The organism is Pseudomonas sp. TSO6 (assembly GCF_056098905.1).
The window spans coordinates 22,731-41,720 of the sequence record NZ_JBLZWV010000044.1; the positions used below are offsets into that span (position 1 = coordinate 22,731).

Consider the following 18,990-nt stretch of genomic DNA (forward strand, 5'->3'; position numbering starts at 1 on the left):
GCCGTACAGGCACTACCTTCTCACGATTGCTCATGATCAGTTTCTCCATCCGTCCTCAGCGGGCTGCTGAGCGCCTTCACACTCCGTATGCGAAGCAGTGCACGTTGAATGCGCGGCGGTACTAGAGATCCTTGGGGGTAGCTGCGAAAGCAATACTAGCAAGGCCTGATGCTGTTGAGAAGGCAATTGGCCATCTCCAACAAAGCATCCGCCCTAGACTTTAGTAGCCCCAACCTGGCGTCAAAGGCTGATGGGATAAGACCACGGAGTCAGGCCATCATCAGGTTGTAGTGCTCTTCGAAATCTGTAGCGACAAAGATTTTTTTGAACTGCTCTAGGAATTGCCTAGGGTCAATGCCGCCAAATTCACCCAGATTGACGGGGTCAGAGTGAGATTCGCGGTTGATGTACCGGTAAAGAGCTCGGAACTCGGGGTTCGCATCGGACAGGTCATCGATCACCTTCCAGAGCTTTTCCTTCCGCTGCACGAAGCCGAAGTAGTATTCCAAGATGTTTCTCATCATGTTTGGGATGAGAGCTGGGGAAGCTTTGCCTTCTAGGGCGTCCTTCATGGTGTGCCAGAAGGCATGGTAGTCATTCCGAATGTCCCCCCTTTGAAGAGGCTGGATTGTACTGTAATCGGCCTTGGAAACCTTGAACAAGGTCATTTCGTTATCTCGCCGGTCGTCCTCTATCAGCTTGATCAGCTCATGGTAGAAGAATAGGTTATGGGTCATGACGATGACCTGCTTGAAGCGATTGGCGGGCAGAAGTACTTGCTTGCGGATGAGCGCGGCGACATCGTAGACGTAATTGTGGGACAGGCTGGAAATTGGATCGTCGATCACGACAATACGCTGGCTTTTGAGCTTTTTCGACGCTGAATCCAGCTCTCCGTTGCACACCTCTAGGAAGTAGAGGAACGAGATCAGTGTCTTTTCCCCCTCACTGAGCGTGTCGAAAACCTTCTCCCTCGCACCCGCCCTCTCCAGTCGGTAATGAGGGATAGGCCCCTCCTCTTTTACCAATTTGAAGCCTTGCAACCCCAACAGTCCCAGCCAACGATTGATGTTCTCGACAGCCTGATCAACGTTGGTGGTTTGCGAGGTGTATTCAGCTTTCTTCTTACGAAGCTCGACGATTTCGTCACGCATGGCTTGCACGCTTTCGCGCTTCTTGTTGCGAAGCTCTCTGAACTCCTCAATTTTTGGCAGCGTGTCTCGCATCAGCTCATCGCAAGCGTCTCGATAGCAGTACCAAAAACGCTCGGTGATCATTGCCAGGTGCCGACCCTTCTCACGAAGCTTGTCGTTGAAAGCTTTTATACGAACCTGCTCCACATCAATCAGCTGATTGATGTCTGCGATCAGATCGTCACTTAAGGAGAGCGTGACCACGATAGATGGATTCGAAACCTTCTTGTCGAGCAAGGAGAGGTTATCGATCAGCAACGCTTTGAGGTCGGCAGTCAGCTGAGCCAGTTTTGGAGTGGGGTATTCTGCGCCATCAATTTGGGCAACCAGTGTCTGCATTCCGGAACTGTACTGCGACCGTAGCTTTTGCAGCCGGCCTAGCCGTTCCTCATAGGTCTTGTCAAACACCTTTTTGATGTCGTCGTAGAAATCTTTGGGCAGGCTTTGCTGGCAGAGCGGGCATTGCTCGGCGTTTAGTTCGAGGTAGCCGAAAGATTGCTTCACCCAGTCGGAGTTACCCAAGGCAAGTATCAGGCCTGAGAGGTAGGACTCGTCCGAAGCGATGATCTGCTCCTGGAGCAGTGGATCCTGCTCGACCACATTCGCCCAGAAGGAAACGCTCTGGATGGAGGGGATGGGCTGGTCATTAGCCTTGACCAGCTCATTCGCCTCATTTGCTAGTAACTCAAAGGTGTCTGGGGTCTCCGAAAACGCCAGAGTAGTGACCTTATCAAGCATGCGATCCTTGGTGTGGACGCCCTGCAGACAGTAGGCTAGCGCCGTCGACTCTACCTGCTTACGCAGGGCCCAGATTCCGTCCTTAAAGGATTGCTCCAAGGCCTCTTGAGCGGCTTTGGACTCCTTCCCTAGCGTCATTTCTGCTTGGTAGTCGGCTTCCAGTGCTTGAATCGCGGCCTCAGCCTCCCTGAGCAATTTCTCAGCCTGAACGTTGTCTTCGTTGAGAGTGAATACACCTGGCTGACTACCCCCATGAAAATTCTTCTCGATGAAGACTTGGTTGTAAACGCAGATATCAGGCTCTACGGCTTGCTCTGAAATGCTGCAGCGACCGAACGACGGATGATCCAGGGTCTGCAGATAGTTACCGATCGTTGATTTCCCCGCCCCATTTTGGCCGTAGATGAGGTTTATCTTCTTCAGTGGCCCAAGCACCACTGGAGCGACTGGGGAGTAGCTGGAGACATCACACAACGACACGTTTAGCAGCATGAGGGCAGTCCTTGGCAACCGGCCGATCTAGTTTGGATCAATGATATGGAGCTATCCGCTGATGTTAATAGCACTATAGTGGCAACGGAAGGGCTGCCCGCACTCCCCGCCCACCTCGGTGGTAAGCAATTTCCCAAATGAGTACATTTGTGCTCTTGGCCGTATCAAGCTTTTGCCCGAGCCCCACAACTTAAGAAGATCAAGCCGGCCTCTTCGAGTCCAGATTGGCGATAGGTACATAACCTGCGCTCAGCGTACACGAGGCATCTAAAGGCTGATGCAAGGGTCAGAATGACATTCTCCTGCTACTCGAGATCGATAGCACTTGCATACCCGCCCTCGGCAAACCAGATCGTCATAGCAAGCGACAACGTTCTCCAGGCCCGTATCCGAACGTGTCATCAGCACTTTCATCTCATGGTCGAACGCTTGCAGCAACTGAGTCAGCTCAGCGACTTTCATTTACACCTCATACTCGATAAACAGCCGGCGTAGATACTCAGCTCAAAACATGCCATGCTGATCTCAGCATAGAAGGCCTCCCCCATCACATAGCCGGCTCTTCGAGCGCGGAGCTGCGACATAAGGCTCACTGCATTGCTAGCTAATTCAGTGGAGGGGTTGAAGCTTTTGTATGAGAACTCGCCGGCTTTTCACCAAAACTTGCCGATTCCGGTGGTCAAAACGATGTCAATGGAGTTCCGAAGCGTTACCTCTGCAGCGCTGGGCAAGGGGTAAAGAACACCGCAAACTTTGGAGCTCCACAGGAGAGCTGATGAGCTGGTCGATCATGTGGGGTCTGTATTGTACAGTGTCCAGCATGCTCAGCTTCCTACTGGCCAGTGGCCTCTATAAAAGGGTTGACATCAGTATCAACCGCCGTAGGATTGAGAAATGGTTGGCACTGAGCTCCAATGGGCGAAAGCTTACGACTCCTTGCGTAGACCACGAAACACCCGCCCCGGCCTCGAGCCGGGGTTTTCTTTTTTGGATTACACGAACCGTTCTATCCCCTACATCCAACCGGCCATCACATATCGTCTGCTCCTTGCCGACATAAAGGCTCAAGTAGCCTACCTCAGCCGGTCTCTTCGAGCCCGCAGCAGCGACGCTTTCAAACGGCCTGCCAACCCCGACCGCACACCCTCCAATCGCCGTGCATTGGGCCTGCCCCGTGACAACGCCGCCAGAAGTCACCCCGCCTCGGACAGCCGGAAGGACGCGACCTAGGCAAGCCGTGCTGGCGAACATGCACGTAACTTTTTGGGCGACTGGAACGACAAGCTGATCTGCGACGACTTCGCCGGCTACAAAGCTGGTTTTGACCATCCACCTGTACAACCTGGCAACGCAGCACACGCCGAACCTACACGCCTGCAACCACTCATGGCTTCCGCCAACGCCACCGCAGTCGATCGTCCTGATCCAGCCCCACATGCCCGACTAGATCGCCAACCAGAATTGTTCCGTTACTTGCCACGAGATGCTCATGACCCAACCAATGGCCTTGGCACCTACGCGCACCCAAGGGGCAGCGTATTGGGCCCGCCATTTCCAACGGGGACGTACATACCCAAACAGGAAAAAGTGCCAAACCAACGCCAGTAAATTTCTAGCTCCTGCTTGGCAAACTTCACTGCATCCAAATTCCAATGCATGACGTGGTCAAAACGGTCATGTACGTCGCCAAGAAACCAAATTATTGCTTAGACCCTGCTGCAATATTGCGGTTGGTTAGCGATGAACCGCCCTTAAAGTGCGTCCCACCCTTCCCGTGCACACCAATCCGTTCCTGATGCCGCCAATCCATCACTGCCTGGCCAGCAGCTCGCTTTGGATGATTTCAAAGCTCATCGCAACGACACGAAGCGCCAACTCATAGCCCTTCCAGATGTTCGCCCGATCATCTGGGAGGTCACCGTAGCGCGCAGAGACTTCTGGGTAGATCGCGAGCTCTGCCTCGGTGAAGCCTGGGTCTGGCTTGACATTAAGCAGCTCCGTCCTCAGCGGTACAAGTCGGTGGCTGAACCGCTTCTGAAGGGTCGCATCCGTATGCCTCAACATTAGGACGAGCACAGCCTTGATGGATATCTCCACAGCTAGGCGTAAGTCCTCCAGGGCCTTCGCACTGGGAGGCGAACTAAAAAGTGCTGCGGTTGCGCTATTGAGCTGACGGGAGAGCAAATCAACAGCTGCAACAATGGCCCGTCACAAACCATTGCATTCGAGGGTTGCCCGCGGCCCTGTGGTGCGTGGGTAGATGATCGAAAGCCACGTGATGGGAGTGTCCAAGTCATACCCAGCCGACAATGTACGCAGCTGCTTGAGATGCGGGAAGTTCTCGGCAGCAGACGCCAACGCTGAAATAGCCGAAGTTGAGTCACCTGCGAGCCTGTAGCGTTCTGCTATTGCTAGTCCCATACACGCCTCCACGTTTGCAGGCACCTTGATGCCGGTGGACTTGTAGCGCTGAGAGTAATAGCGATCCAGCTGAGTCTGATGGTCTGTCGGTGTCCATTCGGTATCGCCTCCCAGGACTGCTTGCGCAATCAGTGATTCGACGCTGGGCTTGTTCAGCAGCTCCAGCTCTTTAGCCGTGTGGAGCCTCTGACCTGGTACGTGCCCTAGGTAGACGTTGGATAGATACCAGAACGCCAAGAACGAAACCCTCTGGGGTTCGCTCATTTGCGAAATGATACTGCAGCCGGCGTCGATCACTTGGGCGGGTCGGTGGAGCTTGCGGTTGGGGTACTCAAGCAGGCACTGATTCAGCAACTCGACCAACCCTTGGAAGAAGCGCCTTGGCGTCTGGCTATTCAAACTGGCAGGGTTGTACATCCACATCGACGGGTCGAGTCTGATCCTCAGAAGGTGAGGATTATCCCACTCGTAGTTACATGGCTCATGCTCAATCGTCTCTGCCTTTTGAACGAACTCAATGATTACCGTCCTGACGAGTCGAAAAAGCCCCTGGAAGGTAAAGGTGAGCTTGCCATCATCCTCGCAGGTTTCATGGTGGCTGGCGAAGTGCAGAAATTCCTTGGTTAACGGTTTGAGCGTGTGAACATAGCTTGAGCGCACCCCATAGAGATTCTGGAGTGCTGCCTCCAGGTCACGGCGTCCGATCGGATGTGCCTGAGCATCGGCTTGAGCGGTAAAATAATCCGCCGGCAAGTGGGCCAGGATGAACTGGACAAATCGATAACTAAGGCGAGGGTGGATCACTTCCAGCACCGCGGCCCTGACTGCCTGCGTGCGCGCTCCATCCGCACCGTCCAGAGCCGCATCGATCCCTGCCCTCTTCGGCTCAGGAATATCCGTCCAGGCTGGTTCGTGGCCATCAAACCTCTGAGCCAGCGATTCGATGCACATCACTAGCAACGTGTAGGCCAGGTTGAGGTCATCGCTCATCCTGTGAACAGCGGCCACGTACGTTCTAATGGCCTGGATGGCTGCAAGGTATGTGCTGCGCTGCAACCCGATCAGCTGCTCGGCTAACTTTTCGAAAGCCTGGATCTCCGACTGAGTGACCATCACGGACGCGTCATAGAAGCGTGCCATGCGCTCACTGGGCTGCCGCTCCCCTGGTCGGGGGCGCTGGCGTAGCAGGCGTTCAGCAACGTGAACGTTAGGCGAGCAAATCACCTGCAAGCTGAAGGACGCCACGTCAGCAAAGTCGTCAATGTAAGCACCCATGGTGCGCGAAACCAGAACCCCAGGTTCCGGCTCGGCCGCCTCCATGTACTCGGTCATTTCATACCCAAGCGCGGCCGGAGTGTGAGAAGTATCCAGGTTGATCAGGCTCCCGATCCTGGTGCTGACTCGGTCAACAACCCCGAGATTCAGGTTCGTGTAGATCACCCCTTTGAGAACTTGGGTACGTGGGTTATCGCGATTGCTGAAAAGCTTGCCGGTCGCAGCCTGTAGCACGGGAACTCCCTGTATGTTCGTTTTTGGGTCGTCAGCCGCACTGATGATCGGCTTTACATTGATCCCGTCCAGCACTTACGGCTGAGGCAACACCAGTACCCCATCACACTTGTGGGCGAGGCGCCAGGCATCAGTTTAACCGGAAGCCGAAGATGCCTTTACCCAGCGTGAGTTGACCGGATTGTCTACTCAGTCCAGCTCGCGACGGCCTTCGCGTCACACTGCGCCTTCCAGTCGTCCAGAGATCGATGACTGCCGCCCGTCGCTTGAAGAATCTAGCTTGCACTGGTTGCGAAATGGTGGTCACGCATAGCCATTATCGACGGACGCTCAATCATGTGCGAGGTCAAAACCTCCTGGAGAAGTCTTCGCCCAAATGACCTCATAGGCTTCGCCGAGCTGGCACTGAAGCTCAGGCCTGACATAGCAATGTTGCCAGTGATGAGGGGAGAACAAAAATGCAGGCTCAGATCCAAGAGCTACGTGAGAAGCTGAAGGCAGCTGGCATCGAGTTCCAGTTACTCACTGAGTCCGATTGCCGAGCAGAAGACGATCTGCCCCTGCTTTAATAGTGATGCTCATTCCAAGGGAGCAGTTGAAGAAACCAGCTGAGCTCCTAGAACTGATCACTTTCTCAGAAGCACGACCTTCGGGACGGATACCGCCCATCCTTAGGCGGCATTCCAGTCAAACCAGCGAAGCTGCCGCTTGCTTGGCGCGTCGCACGAACGGCTGTGCCACGCAAAGGAACAGAACCATACCGAGAACGTCCTCAACGAAATTGCCATACGCAGACGTGAACGGAATCCCATTCGTTGCAGGGTCAACGATCATTTCGTTACCGATCGAAAGGCAAAGCGTCAGCGCAACCCCATCCAAGGAATCCACGGCAGACCGTCGATAAAGTCACGCTTAACACCACGACCTACGGCACGCAGGGATTCCAGAGGCCAGTTGATCAACGGCACTGAAGCAATACGGTTGATCACCTCACGCAGCGGAAGCACCCCAACCTTCTGAGCCGGGATGCCAAGGTAGCTCAGGAAGAACGAAGCCGCTGCCACGCAGATTGTGCCAGTAGCTCCTTTGATCCGTGTCGTGATTGCCATGTATATACCAGATCTCGGTAAGGCCAAGGATCGGACGCAGGATCGTGTCGAGGGGCAAGCTGCACTCAAGATCGCCAAGGAAGACCACAGCATCAGGACGATGAACCTTCACCAGCCTGATGACATGATCAAAACGCCCATGTACGTCGCCTAGAAACCAAATCATTCCTTCGATCCTGCCACTGTATTGCGGTTCGTTAGCAGCTAACCGGTGTGAAGCGCGCGCGGCCCCTATCCACCAAGCCGTTCTTGTTGCTGCCAATTTACCACCGCTCGGCCAGGCAAGCGCTGGGGCTCATTTCCTCAACGCCTTCTCGCGACTATTGAAGGTGTAAGATCAATCTAGGATTTCTTTCTGGATTTTACGCCAGTGTGAGCGGAGCTGTTGACGAATGGTTTTAGAATCCATGATGTCTGCGGCTCTGTACCCGTATGTTATGAAATTCCGGCGTCCGAGATGTGAATATCCATTATATATGGATTTGAGAAATAGCTTACGATCCACCTCTCCCCTATCTCTACGAAGAGCATTGATCCGATCTCTAGACTTCTTGGCTAGCCGAATTTTTACACGCATTTTACGATAGTAACGTGTCAGAGATGCGGGCCGAATGTAAACTCGACTTCCATCAAACATAAAACCCAGATACTGTATTGGCTTCTCTGCAGCTAGATCACCACTTCGATTACGCTTAAACTGACGGACGTCTGTTTTCTTATGCTGTATTTCAAGCCTAAGCTTTCGTATTTCCTCAACAACAAAATCATGCGCTTTCGTTTCAAATTCAATTGGACAAATCACCATGATGTCATCACAGTACCGGTAGTAAACCGATTCTGTTGCGGCCAAAAAGGCAATCATCTGACGATCAAATTCCAACATATAGAAATTTGATATTAGCGCACTAATCGGCGACCCTTGGGGTATACCAAACCCCTCCAAATTCGGGTTGATTAACTCCCCGGCACGCACAACTTCCCTGAAAATTTCGGGCGTACACAGGCGATTATTTTCAACGGACGGATTGTGGATCGAGACACCTAGAGTCTCAAACGCTGCGGCCTTACCAACCCAAGAATATTTCGTTATGGCTTTGTAAACGGCAAAATGATCTTTGGGAAGAACTTTCAGATCGAGCAATCTTGCCCAAGCTTTTTTGATAAGGCCATGGTCAAGCTCATCGAAAAAACTCTTAATATCAAAACAAAGGACGCTGCACTCGTCACGTGATTTGATCTCTTCGAACGCCGCGTGAGCATGGTGGATATTACTTTTTCCATCTACTGAGCGAAACGCTAGCACCGAAGTACCCAGGCCGTGCATTGCAAGCTCCTTTTCATACGCGGCACTTAAAATAGCTGAATAATAAGCACATATATGCGAATCCATATGCGCAGCATAAGAAATATTTCTCTGCTTATTAACTTGAGTAAATATTTTATGCTTAGAATTGTAGCTTATTTTAGTGGAAAGCGCGACGTTACGAATAAAAGGATAAAAAGAATGCGTACTAACCTTATCGGGGTTAGCTACATAATTTAATGCTTTATTCACGCCAACAGGGCGATCAAAATGAAGATATTTCCTGGGCTTATACCACTCACGGCTATCCATTTCAGCTAATTTATCCATGAAATAAGCCAACCGGTGAGGCTAGGATGGCGGCATTCCATGGCTACCTCACCGGCTAATCTTAAATGTTCCCCACACTATCCATTCCCGCGTACCGAAAACGGTAACGTGAACTAGGCCGCAGTTGCTAGGGATGACGTATAATGTCAGGATCACGATAATTGTTTCGCTCGGAGGTGCTCAATGAAGAACAAGTTCCGCTCGTTCGCTCTCAGCCTGTTGGTCGCCTGGGCGACAAATATGGTAGAGATTGACAATCTGTGATTCACCTCGTGGTCAAATACTACGAGCGCTTGAAAATTTAGCAGAGCCCACCAAGTAAAACAAGCTCAACTATCCTCTATAAAGCGTCGCCGAAATGCGCCCATAACCCTCTAGAGCTCTTAGAGCCACCAGATTTGGCGTCAAAAAGCTGACAAATTTTATAATTAAGCCACGGACACCCCTGACAGATAACCTCAAACCTAAATTGTCATCAGTAGTATCTTCGAAAGATAAAGGCCCCCGACCTGATGGCAGCCAAATTAGGCCTGGCAGCATCTAGATGACTGTGGCCCGCCGGCTAACGGTGCGGGAGGGCAGATTCCAACTCGTCAGCATTAGGTCGATGTGGAGACACTGAACCTGGGAGAGGGCCTTTACTCCACCACTCTTGGGGCTGACAGACCGCACTGCGTTTAGCGTTCCTTACTAATGGCTGGTCTTGGATGGCCCGCCAAGCGCCTGCAGTTGATAGTCAGTGACTGCCTGAAAGCTATGTTCAGCTAACAGCCGCAGGCGCTCTATGTCAGGCCCGCTGACACCGTCTTCTTGTGCCCGATGGTACCGTTTCATAGCCTCCACCGCATCGGCGTACATCGGATGATCAGGAAGCAAAACGCTGTTGAAATCCTTCTTCATCGTGGTAACTCCAATGGGCTATACGATTGGCTGAATCATAGCCACGAATACGTCAGCTTCTGCGGTACCGGTTTCGGCACTCTCGGGGCGGTGAGATCTCACTGAGGACAACTCCGTAATCAGCATCGCTACGGTGAGCGGCGTGACACGGCACATTCCAATTTAGTGTACCGACTCACCTAAGGTACCAGCTACGTGCAGTTGATAGTCGACCACGGTCTCGTAGAGGTGATCAGCCGCGACGCGAAGGCGCTCAAGCTCAGCTTCGGGCCGGCCCTGGGCCATCGCCTCGTTGTAGGCTCTAATTGCCTCGAGCGCCTGCCTCAGCAGCGGCTCACCTGCTTCTGCCATGCCCAAAAGCGTTCGCTTCAATCCAGTCATTTTAGGTACTCCTCCGAGTCCTCCAATGCACGTGACATCGCTGAGACTCAATGCAGCGGGAGCCCTGGCGCGAGCAATCGACGGATCAGCATCAGAGTGATCACGGTGAAATCGACCTTACGAATTCCGTGATTTGCCTCCAGTAGTGAAGCAGCAGGTACCCGCTGATCAAAACGGCCTCAGGGAAGGCCACGTAAACCACAACGGGGCTTACAAATCTGTCATCGATGCCTAGCACAAGCAGCACTCCGAGGCAAAAGATGATGCACGGCAAAAGAACGAAGGTGAACACCGCCATAGCCACGCTCACCGCGAATATCAATTCCATGACCGTCCTGCACACCAGGTGTAACTCCTTAAAATTGTGCCATCGCTTGGAGGCAGATCTGGCCGTTACTACCTCTAGAGGATTTTACAGCGGCATTAGCCCCTGCGGGGATTGGCGAGATTATCGGGCATCAGGGAACATCGCGGCGTACCAGTCAGCGTAGGGCGTATTCACTGCCTTGTGGCGGTTGTAATCCGGGCTGCCGTCGCACCACCATACCGGGCCCCTCTCTCCTAGAGCCACTTTCACCTTATCCACCTCTGCTCGAGCGGAATGCAGCTTGTCTTCATCATCCAGTGCTTTGGCTTCCTTCACTGCTCGCCGGGCTTCCATCAAGTCATGCACCAAGTGCTGACGCTCCTCATCAGGCAGCGCGGGGTTGCTGCAGCGCCAGAGCTGACCTTTGACTACGAAGTAGCGACCGTCAGGTGTCGTTGGATGCATATCGGAAAGCTCCTGCCCTGTTTCGAATGACAGACCACCCGTCGATCAGGCTCAGCCATCAAATGAGCGTTGCGAAGAGACAATCTGGAGGATGTGCCTTGGTGCCAAAGCGTTTGATCATCGAGGACGAAGCAGTAGGCCCTCAAAATTTGCTTAGCTTGAACCTGAACAATTATCCACCGCTGGCTGTTTCACGACCCAGCGTTCTGCTCCGTTGTAGTCATCACCACCTACCGCGATAAAAATTTGACCCTCCTCATCAACTGCGAACACGCCTGGTCGTTCGCATTGAGGATCTCGAACCTCATCTTTCCAGGCGTATACCTCCCCTTCCCAGATCATCACAATCCCGCCCCGGTACTCCTCATTCTTTGCTCGCCATCGGGCAGCAGTTACGCGCAGTGCATTCCAAAACGCCTTCATAGATCGATTTCTCCTTTGTTAGCTGTAAGTATCAGGCACTCAGCAGCGGAAATGAAACGCCCACCAACAAACCTACCGCTGTCCTAGCCTTTCACTCGCCGTAGACAGTCCAGAGCTCACAAACCCTCGCCGTGAAACTCTGACTCATCATCTTTCTCCGCATGCCCCAAGCAGGATCAACAGGCACGCTCACAAGCCCCATCGTTCCCCTACCCCATCTGCCGTTAACCGCATCCATCACGCCCAACAGTTTCTCACTCGTCACTGGCTGAGCCCGCGAACAGGTCACCGGTGATTTCGTTCGATGGGCTAAGGTCGAGCAGCAGCACCTCTACCTTGCTGTAGCTAAAACCTTCCCGGTACACCCGCTTCATTCCTCCTGCGCTGTCTTTGTCAGCAAACGCGTGTCGTCCGTTTCGCACGACCCCACTTTCTCCGTTAGGTAATCTAGGGAAACATTACCCGAGCGTCCGTATCGATCCAGTGAGGTAAGATTTCCCACAATGGCCCCTGCGCCCTAAGACATGGACTGGTAAGGACGCTTCATCCATGACGAGCTGGAATGCTTTTTACGAACGTACTGAAACACGCGCTCCCTCCCCACTTCTCAGTTGTGCGATGGATCACGTCAGAGGCCTACAGCCTCGCCATGCGATAGACCTGGGATGTGGGTCAGGCAATGAGGCCTGGCAGCTCATTCAAGGCGGATGGCAGGTCTTGGCAATTGACAAAGAACCTGAGGCCATCGCGCGAACGATCCGTAAATGCTCCATGGCCGAAGCTCGCCTACTCACTGCTGAGGTCGCGGACTTCGAGCATCTGGCCCACTTTCCATCGTCTGCTTTGATTCACGCAGGGCTAGCTCTTCCTTTTTGCAGGCCTAACAGATTTCCCAACCTTTGGTGCCAGATTCGCAACGCCCTTGTCCCGGGCGGTGTATTCGTAGGTCATTTCTTTGGTTTGAGGCACGGCTGGGGGAGCGAAGAGCTGATGTCATTCCATAGCGTGGATGACATTCGGAGGCTAAGCGAAGGATTCGAGATTGTCCTGCTGCGTGAATCTGAATTATCCATGGTCATCGACTCTGGAGCTGTGAATTGGCACCGGATCAATGTGATCGTGCGCAAGCCTCATCAATAACCTACGCAAGTGGTTAGCAACGCCGTTACCTCCTCAGTGAGCGCTGCCCACCTGAAGCTGATACCTCGCCTGAGTAAGCTCTATCTCCGCCTTCTGCAGTTCAGCTTTGACGCCCGTCCACATCAAAACCAAGGTGGCGATCTTCTCGCGAGAGGCCATCAATTCCTCGCCCATCACCGTCAGCTCACTCTCCAGCAACAGGCACTGCTGCTCGAGCAGCTCCTCGCGCGAGAAAAAAGCAAAGCGATCATCAAGGGTCTGGTCTGGCTTGTTCATAACGCTCATCACCGCGAGTAGTACAAATGTTCTCCTGACGAGCTTAGCGAGATATACTGGATGCATCAACAGTATTTCGACGGAACGGTAGCTCCTCCTGACCGCGAGGCCAGGCCAGCCCACAGGCTTCGAGGATGCGCGTAGATCCCACGTGGATTTCACCGGAGACACGCTCAAGCGGAGAGATCGCATATGTCACTGAAATCGTCTTTCGCCATTGTTCTTCGGGCGCTACGCAGTCAGCGAAAAATCACACAGCGGGACTTCGGTGACACGAGTAGGACGTTTCTTTCAAAGCTCGAAGGCGGCAAGTCCCGCTTGACGCTAGATAAGCTCGAGCAGGTGAGTCAGCGGCTAGAGGTGAGCTCACTGACGCTGCTGACACTGACCTTGAGCTTGGAATCTGGCAGATCCTCAGCGGAGCTTATCGATGACCTTCGCTTGGAAATAGTGAACCTGGAGCGTGATGGTGGCTCACCTCGCTTGGAAGAAGGCCCCCACCCTAGTGGCATCCGATTGGCATCGTAAATGCTACCCAGACGGTAGCTTCAGGCCTGCCTGAAACTGCTTGATCCAATCATCCCCCTGGACGTGCCCCTAACCGGGGACGGCTGTCGTGAACCGATCCCTGGCGTCGCCAGGGATCGGCCCTAGCGGGCTTCCATCCTCACGCCTCTGGCCCTTTGGGCCGGCGCGCTCCGCTTGCCTTTTTGACCACAAGATTCAACCACGTGAACCGTCGCAAATCTCAGCCGCAGATCACGCGCATATGGCTTGCTTTGTGTTAGGAGAATCCGCTGATGACATTGTCGGGACTTTTCTTTCACCCAATTTTCACGACACCTAGGCAACACTCGCCCTATCCCTACGTGTGATAGAAGCTCCCATTAGCCCGCCTAGCAGCGGGCTTTCTTTTGTCTGGAATTTGTTATCAACACAGGCCGTTTGTCTTCTGAATTGTCCCTTCTGCTGGCCCAGGCTGTCCCTTGAGGACACTAGCTAGAGCCACTCTCATGCCACAACTCATCAGATTCATAACCCTTCCCCTGGCCTGTAGTCTGCTGTGGGCTTGCGCTGCTCCTGAGACGAAGTCGCCTGTGGAGACACCCGGCAGGCCCGAATCAGCCAAGACCCAATTGCTGGAAGCCGGGGCAGCGACCTTGCAGGTCAAGCCGCCCATTGAGGCTATTAACGCCTATCTGGATGGCTTCCACTTTTACAATGGACATCCTGATGTGCAGATGGAAGCGCATCACTACTGCTCCATCCTGAATGAGGATGTCATCCAGTGCGTCATCTTCGACGGTAATGCCAAGGAAGCGAAGATCATGGGTGTCGAGTACATCATCGACGAGAAGCTGTTTGCTGGTCTGCCGGCCAAGGAGAAGGCGATGTGGCACAGCCATGGCTATGAGGTTTCATCCGGGCAGTTGATCGCGCCGGGTATCCCCGCACCTGCAGAACATGCGCTGATGGAGCGGCTCGCCCGTACCTACGGGAAGACATGGCACACGTGGCATACCGACCAGGACAAAGCCCTACCGGTGGGCGTCCCGCAGTTGATGATGGGGTTCACAGCGGATGGCCAGGCTGATCCAACGATGCTCGAGCAGCGGAATCGGCGTCTGAGGGTGGATGCGGCAAAAACGAAAGCTCAGCGGGCTGACATTCAAATCCCTGCGGCTGATCCGAAGGCGGATGGTTGGCAGCACGGCAACGTTATTCAGATCACCGATCCAACAGGCGCTCATCTGCATCAGCCCACCAGACCGACACCTGAGAAAGCAAACAGCCGGTCAAGCCGGTAGCCGTAGAGCTTTGCTCCGTTGCTGCGGCAGGAATGACTGAACGGGCCCCTATCGGGGACGCTGTCGTAAACCGCAACCTGGCTTAGCTAAGTTGCGGCCCTCCGGGCTTCCATCCTCACAGGTTTGGGCAGTTTAGCCGCGCTCAAGGCGAACTGGCCACTGCAGTCATGCTGTCGAATGAGTGGGTGCCAGGAACTGCTTTACAAGCAGAACTGTGCGATAACATCTTCTGATGACATAACGTGGGCATATTCAGTGCCCAATATTGCTAAGGTCAGCTCATAAACGGTAAAGGCGTCCCAGCACGTTCCGTTTGACCTGTTGACGGGTACGGCAGTTGTGGCATCCGCAGGGAGAATAATTTCGTATCCAAGTGCCTTCCCCGCTCGGATAGTCGCATCCATGCTGTTATGAATCACAACGCCAGCCAGAACAATACGTTTTACTTGCATGCTTCTGAGAATGGCATCCAATCGGGTTGCTATGAATGCACAGTTCTCATGCTTGATGATGACAGCCTCGCCCTCTATCGGAGCCACTTCTTTCTTGATTCCATTCCAGGGGCCATGAACGTGATAGCTGGAGGTGGGATTCTTTTCATCATGTTTCACATGAAGTACGGGCCAGCCGTTTGATCGCCAGTGCCGCAGAAGGCGCTGGATGACGGACAGATAACCAGGGTGGCTCTTGCCATTCCAGATAGGCTGATCAATAGCATCTTGGACATCCAGGATAATCAGGGGGGTGTGAGGCGTAGCCTTCATATGCGGCCGTTTCCTTACGATGGATGCTCAGTGTGCTGCAACGACCTCCCTTCAACAAGCAGTGCAGTCCCGCTAGGGAATCGGTGCCGACAAAAGACCAGTGATGAGCGGCTGCTACACGTACCTGGATTCCGGTCGTGCTCGCGCATGGCCTGTTTGGCGGACGCTTAGGTTAGAGCCACCGCAAACTCCATACGTCCGTTCAAATTTCAGCGGTTGCCGACGTCAGCGCTTCCACTTCATCGAAATGGATAAGTTGTGGCAGGCCCAGGGAAAGCAAGGCCGCGGCTGTAGGCTTTAGCATGGTGGAACTCAGCTCCTCCCAGCCGATCCACTTACACGCGACAATGCCTCTCCCCAGCGCAACGCTACAGCCATCAGCGAAGTCAGTGGTGAAGATATGGTGGAGCACGTTGCCTACCTCAATGGTGCCCACGTGATGCAGACCTGAGCAGTGCAAAGATAGCGCCTTCCAAAGCTCTCTAGCAGCAGCCACGGTCGGGGCCTCACCTCTCTCAAGCAGACCGTTTGGAAACTTCCATTTGGCACCCTTCCTGCGAACAAGAAGAATCTGGTCATTTCGAGTACAGATGATCGTTACTTTTGCCCTTGCTGGACGATGCTTGATGACGCTCATGAGGGATCGCACCTAAGAACGCGCGACATCCTGAACGCGGGGACGAACTTCCTTATGCTGATGACTGCCGGGTAGGAAGCTGAGTTCCGGCACCCTGCTCAAGTCTGGGGCTGGTGCAGCATTACGGTCACCTTGTTCAGGAGTACCTGAATGTCGAACGGTTTTGTGATCACTGCCGTGCTAGGTGTCAGGAATCCACCTTTCAAAACCGATGCCTCTGCAAAACCGGTCACGAATAGAACCCGAAGGTCTGGAAAAGCCTCACGAGCAGCATCTGCCACTTGGCGTCCATTCAGCGCACCTGGAAGCCCGACATCGGTGACGAGAAGATCATAGGGTGGACACGAGCGAAGCGTATGCATGGCGCTAAATCCATCTTCAGCCTCATCAACTTCATATCCGGCCTCCATTAAGGCTTCCACGATGGACATGCGCACGATAGGTTCGTCATCGACTACTAGAATTCTCCCGCCCCCTTGACCGCTAAGCGCACTCTGCCTGGCCTCGCCCTCGAGTAATTCCAGTTGCCCTTCGAATTTTGGCAGCAAGAGGCGGATCGTCGTGCCCACACCTTTTTGGGAATGCACATCAATCTGGCCACCGGACTGCAGTACAAAACCGTGCACCATGGATAGCCCCAGTCCGGTGCCCTGGCCAAGTGGCTTGGTGGTGAAGAACGGGTCAAATATCCGCTGGATGTTCTCCGGGGAGATGCCGCTTCCCGAGTCAGTTACAGAAATCGCGATGTACTCGCCTGGAGGCAGGTCGGCACGACCCGCCATCAGGTCGTCGAGTTCGATTGTCTGCGTAGTGATGGAGATCGCACCGCGCCCCTCGGGCATGGCATCACGCGAGTTGATCGCCAAGTTGAGCAGCGAACTCTCCAACTGGGCAGGGTCAATCCGGGACAACCCAAGATCCGGCTCCAGATGCGTGACGACAGAAATTGCCGGCCCCACCGAGCGATTGATCAGGTCGACCAGACCATCGATAAGTACGTTGACGTCCGTAGGCCGGGGATCGAGCGTCTGCCGTCGAGAGAATGCGAGCAGGCGCTGAGTCAGCGATGCTGCTCGCTTGGCGCTGACTTGAATTCCCTCCAACAGGCGCGCCGTAGCTTCGCCTTTCCCCTGTTTCAATCGCCGTGATAGTAAATCGGCGCTTCCCAGAATCGCCGCCAGGATGTTGTTGAAGTCGTGGGCAATTCCGCCCGTTAACTGCCCAAGTGCTTCCATTTTTTGAGCTTGGCGGAGGGCTTCGTTGGCCTGTGAAAGCTCGTCTGTGCGTTGAGCGACCCGCTCTTCAAGTGTGGCTTTCGCCTGCTGTACCTGCCGGTAAAGCTGGGCGTTATCGATGGCCACTGCTGCTTGGGCGGCCAGGGCGACTACGAGCCGTTCGTGCCGCTCAGTGAATTTTCCCGGTTCGGGATGACCGAAAAACAACCCTCCTAGGACATCGCCTGTTCTCGATACCACCGAGATCGCCAAGTAACTGCGTACGGGCAGATGCCCCTTAGGCATTCCATGATGGGGCTCGAACTGGCCATAGCGAGGGTCAGCCAGGATGTCCAAGGATCGAACGACACCTTCATTCCGGAAAGTAGGTGCAAACACCGGAGTGGCACGAGGATGACCCAACTTTTCAAAGGCCGAGCGATCAGCACCTGACAAGGTATAAAGCTTCAGATGCGCGCCGGCATCGTCGACCTCGTTGGCAAAGTACGAGCCAAAAGCTGCTCCTGTGAGCGACGTTGCTGCATCCGTGAGGTTTTGCACGATCCGTTCAAGGTTCAGGTCACTGGCGAACGCCGCATTGATGTCTCGAAGGATCTCAAGCGTGCGGCTTTCCTCTTTAAGCGCCCGCTCGGTCTCCACTCGTTTCGTGACATCGAAGCCTTCGCAGAAAATACCGGTCACTACACCGGCATCGTCGAATACAGGCTCATACACGAAATCGAGGTAGCGGATCTCGGCCCCATCTGATTGCCAGAGCAGCGAAATAGGCGTGCCGGTAGCGACAAACCGCTCGCCCGACTTGAACACCTCATCCAGCCAGGAAAAATAACCCTGCCCTTCCAGATCGGGGAATACATCACGTACAGAGCGGTTGAGATAGCCTCGATCACCAAAGCTCCGCCTGAAGGCCTCGTTGACGAATTCAAAGATGTGGTCAGGGCCTCGGAAGATGGTGATGAACCCCGGTGCCTGGTCGAACATACGGCGATCTCGACCCAGCATAATGTGCGACGGTACTGGTTCAAGGGCTGACGGCTGTACTTCTTGCCCTTGCACCAGGACAGCAACGATGTGCCCCTCAGGGGCTCTTAAAGGACTCAAGCTGAACGCCCACGGCTTTTCTCGATCCAGGCGAACCGGAAACTCCGCATCGGAGAGTAATAACAGGCTTGCCTTCTCCATTACCGCTTCGAGCTGCAGACCGACCCGCCCCCACACCGCCGTCCAGACTTCGTGCGCGGGCCTGCCCAGCCCTAGGGGATGACGGTGCCCCATGGCCGGGATCCAGGTGTCGTTGTAGAGCAGTGTGCTGTCGGCACCCCAAAGAAGCGCTGTGGGCAGATCCGAGCTGAGCAAGAAATTCACGGCGTGCCGCAGTTGAACTGGCCAGCACCCTGGATCACCCAGGGTAGTACTGGCCCAATCTACTCGACGCATCTGGGTACCAATCTGGCCGTCGTTCGTCACGAACGATTCGATTGCTGAGCGCTGATCACCGTAATCCATAGGAAAAAGCACCATCGGGGTAGACCTATAAATCTAACTCAAGATCCATGCAC

The 18,990-nt window shown here is 54.0% G+C and carries 17 protein-coding genes; 2 read left to right on the forward strand and 15 right to left on the reverse strand.

What is annotated here, in order from left to right:
• Positions 1 to 269: 269 nt before the first annotated feature.
• The 11 genes from ACN6NG_RS19630 to ACN6NG_RS19680 form a co-directional block, all read right to left on the reverse strand.
• Positions 270 to 2,423, reverse strand: a complete 2,154-nt coding sequence (locus ACN6NG_RS19630; RefSeq protein WP_474315619.1) for an AAA family ATPase — start codon at positions 2,421 to 2,423, stop codon at positions 270 to 272.
• 1,809 nt (positions 2,424 to 4,232) lie between these two features.
• A complete protein-coding gene (locus ACN6NG_RS19635) occupies positions 4,233 to 4,520 on the reverse strand; it encodes a hypothetical protein (protein WP_474315621.1) in 288 nt (95 codons plus the stop codon).
• A gap of 111 nt (positions 4,521 to 4,631) precedes the next feature.
• Positions 4,632 to 6,428 (reverse strand): hypothetical protein, encoded by a 1,797-nt coding sequence (locus ACN6NG_RS19640; protein ID WP_474315623.1) that lies wholly within the window; start codon positions 6,426 to 6,428, stop codon positions 4,632 to 4,634.
• 785 nt (positions 6,429 to 7,213) lie between these two features.
• The gene (locus tag ACN6NG_RS19645) at positions 7,214 to 7,462 is read right to left on the reverse strand and encodes a hypothetical protein (RefSeq protein ID WP_474315737.1); all 249 of its coding nucleotides are present in this window, start codon (positions 7,460 to 7,462) and stop codon (positions 7,214 to 7,216) included.
• Positions 7,344 to 7,628 carry a metallophosphoesterase gene (locus ACN6NG_RS19650; RefSeq protein WP_474315627.1) on the reverse strand — a complete coding sequence of 95 codons (285 nt, stop codon included), beginning with the start codon at positions 7,626 to 7,628 and terminating at the stop codon, positions 7,344 to 7,346. Before ACN6NG_RS19650 ends, ACN6NG_RS19645 begins: the two co-directional genes overlap by 119 nt.
• A 171-nt stretch (positions 7,629 to 7,799) precedes the next feature.
• Positions 7,800 to 9,095 (reverse strand): antiviral reverse transcriptase Drt2, encoded by a 1,296-nt coding sequence (gene drt2 / locus ACN6NG_RS19655; RefSeq protein WP_474315629.1) that lies wholly within the window; start codon positions 9,093 to 9,095, stop codon positions 7,800 to 7,802.
• 690 nt (positions 9,096 to 9,785) lie between these two features.
• Positions 9,786 to 9,995, reverse strand: a complete 210-nt coding sequence (locus ACN6NG_RS19660; protein WP_161990083.1) for a hypothetical protein — start codon at positions 9,993 to 9,995, stop codon at positions 9,786 to 9,788.
• Between the two features lie 162 nt (positions 9,996 to 10,157).
• Positions 10,158 to 10,367, reverse strand: coding sequence for a hypothetical protein (locus ACN6NG_RS19665; RefSeq protein WP_161990216.1), 210 nt, complete (start codon positions 10,365 to 10,367; stop codon positions 10,158 to 10,160).
• Between the two features lie 457 nt (positions 10,368 to 10,824).
• The gene (locus tag ACN6NG_RS19670) at positions 10,825 to 11,148 is read right to left on the reverse strand and encodes a hypothetical protein (RefSeq protein WP_161990084.1); all 324 of its coding nucleotides are present in this window, start codon (positions 11,146 to 11,148) and stop codon (positions 10,825 to 10,827) included.
• A 153-nt stretch (positions 11,149 to 11,301) separates the two neighbouring features.
• Positions 11,302 to 11,571 carry an antirestriction protein ArdR gene (locus ACN6NG_RS19675; RefSeq protein ID WP_161990085.1) on the reverse strand — a complete coding sequence of 90 codons (270 nt, stop codon included), beginning with the start codon at positions 11,569 to 11,571 and terminating at the stop codon, positions 11,302 to 11,304.
• 91 nt (positions 11,572 to 11,662) lie between these two features.
• On the reverse strand, positions 11,663 to 11,860 hold the full coding sequence (locus ACN6NG_RS19680) for a DUF4113 domain-containing protein (protein WP_420029643.1): 198 nt from the start codon (positions 11,858 to 11,860) through the stop codon (positions 11,663 to 11,665).
• 260 nt (positions 11,861 to 12,120) lie between these two features.
• Between ACN6NG_RS19680 and ACN6NG_RS19685 the strand changes: the two genes are divergently transcribed.
• Positions 12,121 to 12,711 carry a class I SAM-dependent methyltransferase gene (locus ACN6NG_RS19685; protein WP_474315633.1) on the forward strand — a complete coding sequence of 197 codons (591 nt, stop codon included), beginning with the start codon at positions 12,121 to 12,123 and terminating at the stop codon, positions 12,709 to 12,711.
• A 33-nt stretch (positions 12,712 to 12,744) separates the two neighbouring features.
• Here ACN6NG_RS19685 and ACN6NG_RS19690 read toward each other — a convergent pair whose 3' ends face one another.
• The gene (locus tag ACN6NG_RS19690) at positions 12,745 to 12,987 is read right to left on the reverse strand and encodes a hypothetical protein (RefSeq protein WP_161990087.1); all 243 of its coding nucleotides are present in this window, start codon (positions 12,985 to 12,987) and stop codon (positions 12,745 to 12,747) included.
• Between the two features lie 1,013 nt (positions 12,988 to 14,000).
• On the opposite strand from ACN6NG_RS19690, the gene ACN6NG_RS19695 reads away from it, so the two are divergent.
• Positions 14,001 to 14,795, forward strand: a complete 795-nt coding sequence (locus ACN6NG_RS19695; protein ID WP_161990089.1) for an OBAP family protein — start codon at positions 14,001 to 14,003, stop codon at positions 14,793 to 14,795.
• Between the two features lie 200 nt (positions 14,796 to 14,995).
• Here the strand turns inward: ACN6NG_RS19695 and ACN6NG_RS19700 are convergent, their stop codons facing one another.
• The 3 genes from ACN6NG_RS19700 to ACN6NG_RS19710 all read right to left on the reverse strand — a co-directional run bounded on the left by ACN6NG_RS19700 (position 14,996) and on the right by ACN6NG_RS19710 (position 18,937).
• Positions 14,996 to 15,559 (reverse strand): isochorismatase family protein, encoded by a 564-nt coding sequence (locus tag ACN6NG_RS19700; protein ID WP_161990090.1) that lies wholly within the window; start codon positions 15,557 to 15,559, stop codon positions 14,996 to 14,998.
• A gap of 202 nt (positions 15,560 to 15,761) precedes the next feature.
• A complete protein-coding gene (locus ACN6NG_RS19705; RefSeq protein ID WP_474315637.1) occupies positions 15,762 to 16,196 on the reverse strand; it encodes an NUDIX domain-containing protein in 435 nt (144 codons plus the stop codon).
• A 98-nt stretch (positions 16,197 to 16,294) separates the two neighbouring features.
• Positions 16,295 to 18,937, reverse strand: a complete 2,643-nt coding sequence (locus ACN6NG_RS19710) for an ATP-binding protein (protein WP_161990092.1) — start codon at positions 18,935 to 18,937, stop codon at positions 16,295 to 16,297.
• Between the last annotated feature and the right edge of the window lie 53 nt (positions 18,938 to 18,990).

Coding starts and splice junctions, on each gene's coding strand:
- ACN6NG_RS19685 (WP_474315633.1), top strand. CDS start 12,121: ATGACGAGCTGGAATGCTTTTTACGAACGTACTGAAACACGCGCTCCC.
- ACN6NG_RS19660 (WP_161990083.1), bottom strand. CDS start 9,995: ATGAAGAAGGATTTCAACAGCGTTTTGCTTCCTGATCATCCGATGTAC.
- ACN6NG_RS19695 (WP_161990089.1), top strand. CDS start 14,001: ATGCCACAACTCATCAGATTCATAACCCTTCCCCTGGCCTGTAGTCTG.
- ACN6NG_RS19675 (WP_161990085.1), bottom strand. CDS start 11,571: ATGAAGGCGTTTTGGAATGCACTGCGCGTAACTGCTGCCCGATGGCGA.
- ACN6NG_RS19705 (WP_474315637.1), bottom strand. CDS start 16,196: ATGAGCGTCATCAAGCATCGTCCAGCAAGGGCAAAAGTAACGATCATC.
- ACN6NG_RS19650 (WP_474315627.1), bottom strand. CDS start 7,628: ATGATTTGGTTTCTAGGCGACGTACATGGGCGTTTTGATCATGTCATC.
- ACN6NG_RS19670 (WP_161990084.1), bottom strand. CDS start 11,148: ATGCATCCAACGACACCTGACGGTCGCTACTTCGTAGTCAAAGGTCAG.
- ACN6NG_RS19645 (WP_474315737.1), bottom strand. CDS start 7,462: ATGGCAATCACGACACGGATCAAAGGAGCTACTGGCACAATCTGCGTG.
- ACN6NG_RS19630 (WP_474315619.1), bottom strand. CDS start 2,423: ATGCTGCTAAACGTGTCGTTGTGTGATGTCTCCAGCTACTCCCCAGTC.
- drt2 (WP_474315629.1), bottom strand. CDS start 9,095: ATGGATAAATTAGCTGAAATGGATAGCCGTGAGTGGTATAAGCCCAGG.
- ACN6NG_RS19710 (WP_161990092.1), bottom strand. CDS start 18,937: ATGGATTACGGTGATCAGCGCTCAGCAATCGAATCGTTCGTGACGAAC.
- ACN6NG_RS19700 (WP_161990090.1), bottom strand. CDS start 15,559: ATGAAGGCTACGCCTCACACCCCCCTGATTATCCTGGATGTCCAAGAT.
- ACN6NG_RS19690 (WP_161990087.1), bottom strand. CDS start 12,987: ATGAACAAGCCAGACCAGACCCTTGATGATCGCTTTGCTTTTTTCTCG.